Here is a 7,014-nt window from a genome sequence, read left to right on the forward strand (position 1 = left end):
TCAGCGGACGCTTACTATTTAAGTGATGTCCTGAAAAGATTGCCGACACATAAAGTGACCCAGATTAAAGAATTACTGCCATACCGCTGGAAACCTGAATTGAATTAAAAAATAGCTATGGTGTTCAGCGGATGTTTATTTTATTCATGCCATTAGGTTTGATTAAATTGCCAGGACTTGGATTTTATTGTCAGTTATTTACACTTAAATACCAATAAGTGGTTCTAGCAGACAATTCATAGCAAAACCTATCCATTGAGTGGAATAGACAGGTACTTGATGTTATTTCTCTTACATTCTTTGTTGCTTTAGTGTCATAGGGTGTTCTTACAGATCCAATCGGGTGTTTTTTACTGCCAATAGGGTGTAAATGCATAACCATTTTGTGGTAATTCACTGCCAAAATTGCACAGTGGAAATAGAGAATTTTTTTTAAATAATTAACTTTTTGAGCCTGATTTTTATAGTGTAACGAAATGCCAAATATAGTGTAATGCACCTATTTTATAGTGTAACACCTCCAAAAAATGGGCTTTTTACAGTGTAACGCACCCCAAAAAATGGGCTTTTTATAGTGTAACGTACAGTCAAATTATAGTGTAACGCGCCTTTTTTTATAGTGTAACGCACCTCTTTTTATAGTGTAACGGTAGGAATGTATAAAAAATAATCAAATCTAAGGTTTTTTCTGGGTGACTTTAGGTTGGAGGTGATTAGGATTGTATATTTTTGATTAAATTTTAATCGCATGGCTGTTTGTTAATTTGTAAAAGCAGGGTGCGTTCATATCAAAATCGATCATTTTTAGAAGGGAATTTATGCGACAAAATGACGCATTGGTTAGAGAATTAACTCTGTCTTTGAAACTTAAAAGGAAAGTTTTGAGGACCACGGCTTTATGATTTGATACAAGGCAGCTAAGCCCCACAAAACTTCGATGAAGATGGCTAGACTAATTTTTAAATATTCGGGTAATTTTTTAATCCTGAATTAGACTTATGTACAAAAGATTTTTCTTAATAAAAATAACGTGAACTGATATGCTTATTTTAAGGGGAGCTTTGTATAAAAGCATAATAAAGTACAGATAGTTGTAAATAATATGATGAATTTAACTGAGTCTCAGTTTGATTTTTGGTGGTGTTTCAAAAAGTATGCTGGCATTAAACGAATCCATTATTGATATAAAAGAACACTAAATCAAAGGCTTTGAAATGATTTTCAAGCTTTTTGGAGAAGTTGCAGCTTCTCCTAAAGCCTCGCCTGATTCGATGCCGTAATCGACAATTATTGCCTTCTATACCCACAGTGAAAAATTTACCAATCAACTGTTTGCATTCTTTAAAGGTCGTAACAAAGCTATTCCAATGGTCACTTGATATACATGTATAGCTTACACCTAACTGCTTCAATTTTAATTTAAGTCGTTTTGCAGTGGCTAAATCTCGGTTACCCCATACATAAGCAACAATTTCACCTGTTTCTCGATGATAGGCATAAATTAGCCATTGTTTATTTTGCTTATGACCAACAAAAGTCCAAAACTCATCTACTTCAAGGGTTTCATAATGACTTTGCTGTGCTCGAAGTTGATATTTTGATTGGCTAAGTGTCCGTAGAACTTTACCGATACTTACTCTTTCAATTTCTGCTATATCCCTGACACCACTGCCTCGCACCATGAGGTGTAATATTTTGGTTTTGATACCTGAGTGACAGCCTTGATAACTGAGAGCATGATCACCAATAAATTGACGTCTGCATATTTTACATTGGTAATTTTGCTTACCATCTACTTTTGTGCCATTTTTCTTTATACTGTCACTTAGGCAGGCTGGACACTTGATTTCTAGAGTTATTCGCATTTCTCTATTTTATCAAAATCCAACCTGCTTTTTTTCAGCATACTTTTTGAAACACCACCAAAAGTTTTACTTCTGGGCCGAGTGTATGGGACGGCGCCATCACGACCATTGATACGGTAGAAAGTTCGATATAGGACGTGACTCCAGTTGAACAAACCCAGGGGGTGCAGCAGGTGCAGGTGGTTGGGCAGCAAGCCAGTACCACTGAAACGGCAATGCAGTGGGGCGCGAGGATCTTTCATCCCTTGGCCACAGTCGGGATTGTTTTTCTGTTTGTGGTACTGATTTTACTCAGTCGCAAAGACTTGCATGACCGTTTGTTGAAATTGCTGGGCGGCAATTTAAACGTCGGTACAGATGCACTGGATGATGCCGCAGACCGGATTGGAACCTATTTGCGGATGCAGTTGTTGGTGAATGTCACTTTCGGTATTCCCATGGCGGTGGGCTTATGGCTGATTGGTGTGCCTGCTGCGATTATGTGGGGAATTGTCGCGATCGGAATGCGCTTTTTACCCTATGTCGGGCCCATGATCTCGGCCTTATTTCCCATTACCTTGGCATTTGCGGTTGATCCGGGCTGGAATATGGTGCTCTGGACCATTGGGCTGATTCTGTTACTCGAGCTGATTAGTAACAATGTGATTGAACCGTGGTTGTATGGCGAAAGTACCGGTCTTTCCACTTTGGCGATTATTCTTGCGGCGACATTCTGGACTACGCTATGGGGGGCTGCTGGACTGATTCTCTCGACGCCATTGACGGCGTGTTTATTGGTATTGGCTCACTATATTCCGGCATTGGGATTTATCAAAACCCTGATTGGTAGCGAACCGGTACTGACGCCACCGGAACGCTTTTACCAGCGCCTGGTTGCCGATGAAGTAGAGGATGCCCTTGAAGTTGCCCAGGATTATATTCAACAGAAATTGCCGAAAAAGCCCAGTGAGGAAGTCGTCGTTCGTAAGGTCAATGCCTTTTATGACGACGTTGCCATTCCCGCCATTCGTTTGTTTTCGCAAGGACATAGTACCGAAGCCAGTGCCGAGCACCGTTTAAGAATGCATCAGGGCTTAAAGTTGTTTAATCATGATTTCCAGCAAAAGTACCCAGCTCCAAATACAGCTGGTCCTGCGCAAGTGGTGTGCTTGGGGGCGCGTTGGGAAATTGATGTATGGGCATCTTCCATGTTGGCCCATGGTTTAAACTTAAGAAAAATTGCCGCGCAAAGCCATAATGAAGTACTGATTCAATCAAAAATGGATGTGCTTGAATCCTTGCCAGAAAATACTCAGATGCTTTGCATTTCCATGTTTTATCGGCAGCCTTTGGCACAAATTCGCTTGTTGAATCATCGCATCCGTAAACGTCTGCCGAATATTAAAATTATTTTTGCCACCTGGGGCAATGTCAGCGATGAATTGCGGGACGAGATTCAAAACCGTTTTCAACCGGATGCCGTGGTATCCACGGTGAATGAATTGATGCTGAGCATTGATGCGCTGATGCTACAACAAGGTAAAAATCCTGCACGTGAATTGCTTGCGGAAAATGAACCGGAACGTTTGGCGGCCTTGCATGAACTGCAATTGCTTCAACCTGAAACTTTACTGATTTATCAGCAGTATATTGAAGAAGCCTGCCAGGCATTTAACGTGAAATATGCGCAAATTTCCCTGGTTGATGAAAAATGGGTGAATACCCCAGCCAGCCCGCTGGCAGATGAAAATCAAAATCCGATAGAGGCACGCATTCCCCGGGAAGAATCCATTTGTACCCATCTGGTTCATCAGAATGAAGCACTGATTATTGAGGATATAGACCGAGATCCGCGTTTTACCCATAACCCGGAGTTAAACAGAAATAAAATCAAATTTTATGCCGGTGTACCTTTACGTACTAAACAAGGTCTGGTGTTAGGCAGCTTTTGTGTTCTGGATAAGCAAATTCGGCAGATGAGCGAAGATGATCTGGTGTTATTAAACCAGCTTGCAGACGATTTAATTCAGACACTGACGAGTGACAAGGCGCAAACCCAAAAGCTAGAGGAAATTGCCAAGTTACAACAAGCCAAGGGTGGCTCTCTTCAGGATTTTTTAAGCTAAAAAAAGGCTAAAAGCGAAAACAAAACTCATCTTCCTGGAAAATGAGCTGGATCTCCCGACGAAGCATAAGCATGAAACTTGCAAAGTTAAATCACTTTTCAATTTTTGACGTGCTCTATTTTTTCACCTCATCGGTCTTTGACTCGGTCTGCATGTCGTATTTACCAAAGACCCTCAAAGCATTAACCAATGAATTAACTTGTAAAGCGAACTCCTTGTTAGATTAATACAAAAAATTCAGTGCAATTGATCCATATTCAAAAAATCAAAAGGAAGCAAGTATGAGTGCGAATTATGTGAACTATCGTCCCGAAGTAGAGCAAAAACAGGAAAATGAAGAAGAGGATATTCTGCATATTACAGAACAGATGGCACAGACCAATAACCAGGTTTTTGACCGGCACCGTCATGCGGTTCGTGATGCACATGCAAAATCCCATGGTTTCTTAAAAGGCATTTTGACCGTTCCTGAAAATTTGCCGGCTCATTTGGCTCAAGGGATTTTTGCTCATCCGGGCTATTATGACGTGATGGTACGTCTATCGGCTGCGCCCGGCGATCTGCATAGCGATAAAACTCCGGCTCCGCATGGTTTCGCCCTTAAAATTTTAAATGTGCCGGGACAGCGCTTATTGCCGAATGATCCAAGCGATGGTCATCATCAGGATTTTCTGATGGTCAATATTCCGGTGCTGACTTTTGGAACAGTGCGTAAATATAAGCAAATGCTGCCTTTTATTACGGAAGCAGAACAGGCGCCTGAACCGGTTATGCGTAGCTTGCGTCAGGTGATGCGCGGCGTAGATTATCTGGTAAATCGCGCAGGCTTTCCCGCACCTGCAAGCTTAAAAGGTCTGGCGCGTAGCCAGCATCATGTATTGGGCGAAACCTATCATAGTATGGCAGCGCTTCGTTATGGCGATTATATTGCCAAAATCAGTGTCGCACCCGAATCTGACTCGGTGAAGAAACTCACCGGTATCCAGATGCAAATCAATGATGATTCCGCTATTCGTGACATCGTCCGGGATTTCTTTCAGAAGAATACGGCAGATTATGTGATTCGTGCGCAGCTATGTACCGATTTGAGGACTATGCCCGTCGAGGATGCGGCTGTGCTGTGGAAAGAACAGGAATCACCGCATCAGGTCATTGGTCATTTGCACTTTCCCCAACAGGATACTTTCAGTCCGGCACGTCGGGTGTATTCCGATGACGTGCTGTCTTTTAACCCTTGGCATGGCGTGACAGAACATCAGCCATTGGGTTCCATTATGCGGGTGCGTATGCAGGCATATGAACGTTCATCGTCTTTTAGGCATCGCATGAATACCCAGCCGCGTACAGAACCGCATCAGATTGATGACATGCCGGATTAAGGGGTTTATGTTCGGATGCCAGAATTAAATTAAAGCTATCTGCTTGAGCACAGCTGTTTTTAATGTAGAAATATTCTGGAAGCTGTTGAGCATTTTTCAGTAGAGCTAAATGCAGTGAAAATCCACTCTGAATGTCATACCAAAGCCATACAGAGCCAGGAATCAACAGCAGTAGACTTAAGCACACAAAACAACAAAAAGTGAGAAAAACAAATGCCCAGTACAGTCAAACTTCACCGTGTATTCACTGCACCCCCAGAACGGGTGTTTAGAGCCTTTACAGATCCTGATGCCTTGGTGAAATGGATGGCGCCGCATGGTTTTACCGCCAAAGTCCATCATCTTGATGCGAAAGTGGGAGGCAGCTATAAAATGTCCTTTAGCAATTTTACCACCGGTACCAGCCAGTCTTTTGGCGGAACCTATCATGAAATTATGCCTAACCAGTTGTTGCGCTATACCGACCAGTTCGACGACCCAAACTTACCCGGTCAAATTGACGTCACGATTCAGCTCCACCCGGTTTTTGTGGGCACGGAAGTGCATATCACCCAATCGGGTATTCCAGATGTGATTCCGGCAGAGGCCTGTTATCTGGGATGGCAGGAATCCTTGCAATTGCTGACTTTATTGGTCAATGCCGAAATTCCAGATCAATAAATAGATGACCCATGCAAATTCAAATCAAGCGTGCCTATGCCGAAGTTTTAGCGTCAGATGGTAAACGGATTCTGGTCGATCGACTTTGGCCCAGAGGCATCAAAAAGCAGGATGCTCAAATTGATATGTGGCCCAAGGAAATCACGCCCTCGACTGAACTGCGCAAATGGTACGCGCAGGATCCTGAACATTGGGAGATATTTCAACAGCGCTATACAGCGGAACTTGTTCAGCAAGCCAAGACATTGCAGCAAATTCGGAAGATCGCTGAGCAGGAACAAGTCACTTTAATTACTGCAGCCAAGAGCATAGATTATAACCATGTGATTGTACTGAAAAGCTTTTGGAACAAGGCTGATCTTTATCTTGTCTGCTTTTATTCCATGGAATAAGTAGGGTTTTAAGCAAGAGATTGACTTGTAAAATGCTATAGTAGAGTTTTTGGTGGTGTTTTAAAAAGTATGCTGACATTAAATGAAGCCATTATTGATGTAAAAGAAGGTTAAGTCGAAGGCTTTAAAATGGTTTTCAAGCTTTTTGGAGAAATTACAACTTCTTCTAAAACCACGCCTTATTCGATGCCTTATTTTGCAATTATTACCTTCAATTCCTACAGTAAAAAACTTACCAATACTTTGCTTGCAGTTTTTAAAAGCAGTGATGAAACTATCCCAATGATCACTTGCAATTCGGGTGTAGTGAATACCTAATTGTTTAAGCTTTGTCTTCAACCTTTGGACTGTAGCTAAATCTCTCTTACCCCAAACATAAGCAACAATCTCACCTGTTTCTCGATGGTAGGCGTAAATAAGCCATTGTTTATTATTTTTATTTCCAACAAAAGTCCAGAATTCAGTAAGCATCCGGCTAACACAGCCTTACCAAGCGATCCTATAAGCCTTAATTTAGTTCCCACCTAAAAACAAGTGGGGACTTAATCCATGAACATGGATATATATTCAGCAACACCTCCTGTTGCTAAAAAACGTAAGCGTCCGCTGAACA

5 protein-coding genes and 1 pseudogene are annotated in these 7,014 nt (G+C 41.9%); 4 read left to right on the forward strand and 2 right to left on the reverse strand.

Translation table 11 applies throughout. The features are described from left to right. Positions 1-1,163: 1,163 nt before the first annotated feature. The gene (locus tag B3Q46_RS03470) at positions 1,164-1,865 is read right to left on the reverse strand and encodes an IS1 family transposase (protein ID WP_286713456.1); all 702 of its coding nucleotides are present in this window, start codon (positions 1,863-1,865) and stop codon (positions 1,164-1,166) included. A 137-nt stretch (positions 1,866-2,002) separates the two neighbouring features. Between B3Q46_RS03470 and B3Q46_RS03475 the strand changes: the two genes are divergently transcribed. The 4 genes from B3Q46_RS03475 to B3Q46_RS03490 all read left to right on the forward strand — a co-directional run bounded on the left by B3Q46_RS03475 (position 2,003) and on the right by B3Q46_RS03490 (position 6,401). Next, a complete protein-coding gene (locus B3Q46_RS03475) occupies positions 2,003-3,970 on the forward strand; it encodes an AI-2E family transporter (RefSeq protein ID WP_004782579.1) in 1,968 nt (655 codons plus the stop codon). Positions 3,971-4,251: 281 nt separating this feature from the next. Further along, positions 4,252-5,349, forward strand: a complete 1,098-nt coding sequence (locus B3Q46_RS03480; RefSeq protein WP_004782578.1) for a catalase family protein — start codon at positions 4,252-4,254, stop codon at positions 5,347-5,349. 213 nt (positions 5,350-5,562) lie between these two features. Next, positions 5,563-6,009 (forward strand): SRPBCC family protein, encoded by a 447-nt coding sequence (locus B3Q46_RS03485; protein ID WP_004281784.1) that lies wholly within the window; start codon positions 5,563-5,565, stop codon positions 6,007-6,009. Positions 6,010-6,020: 11 nt separating this feature from the next. Next, positions 6,021-6,401: a DUF488 domain-containing protein gene (locus tag B3Q46_RS03490; protein WP_005264367.1), complete on the forward strand. Its 381-nt coding sequence runs from the start codon at positions 6,021-6,023 to the stop codon at positions 6,399-6,401. A 78-nt stretch (positions 6,402-6,479) separates the two neighbouring features. Here the strand turns inward: B3Q46_RS03490 and B3Q46_RS03495 are convergent. Next, positions 6,480-6,863: pseudogene (locus B3Q46_RS03495) on the reverse strand (IS1-like element ISPa14 family transposase); the annotation flags it as partial. Between the last annotated feature and the right edge of the window lie 151 nt (positions 6,864-7,014).

Source organism: Acinetobacter sp. UBA2581 (assembly GCF_002339435.1).
Lineage (GTDB): Bacteria > Pseudomonadota > Gammaproteobacteria > Pseudomonadales > Moraxellaceae > Acinetobacter > Acinetobacter variabilis.

Excerpts from the sequence above, each read along its gene's own strand:
- B3Q46_RS03470 (WP_286713456.1), bottom strand. The coding sequence starts at position 1,865 with ATGCGAATAACTCTAGAAATCAAGTGTCCAGCCTGCCTAAGTGACAGT.
- B3Q46_RS03485 (WP_004281784.1), top strand. The coding sequence starts at position 5,563 with ATGCCCAGTACAGTCAAACTTCACCGTGTATTCACTGCACCCCCAGAA.
- B3Q46_RS03490 (WP_005264367.1), top strand. The coding sequence starts at position 6,021 with ATGCAAATTCAAATCAAGCGTGCCTATGCCGAAGTTTTAGCGTCAGAT.
- B3Q46_RS03480 (WP_004782578.1), top strand. The coding sequence starts at position 4,252 with ATGAGTGCGAATTATGTGAACTATCGTCCCGAAGTAGAGCAAAAACAG.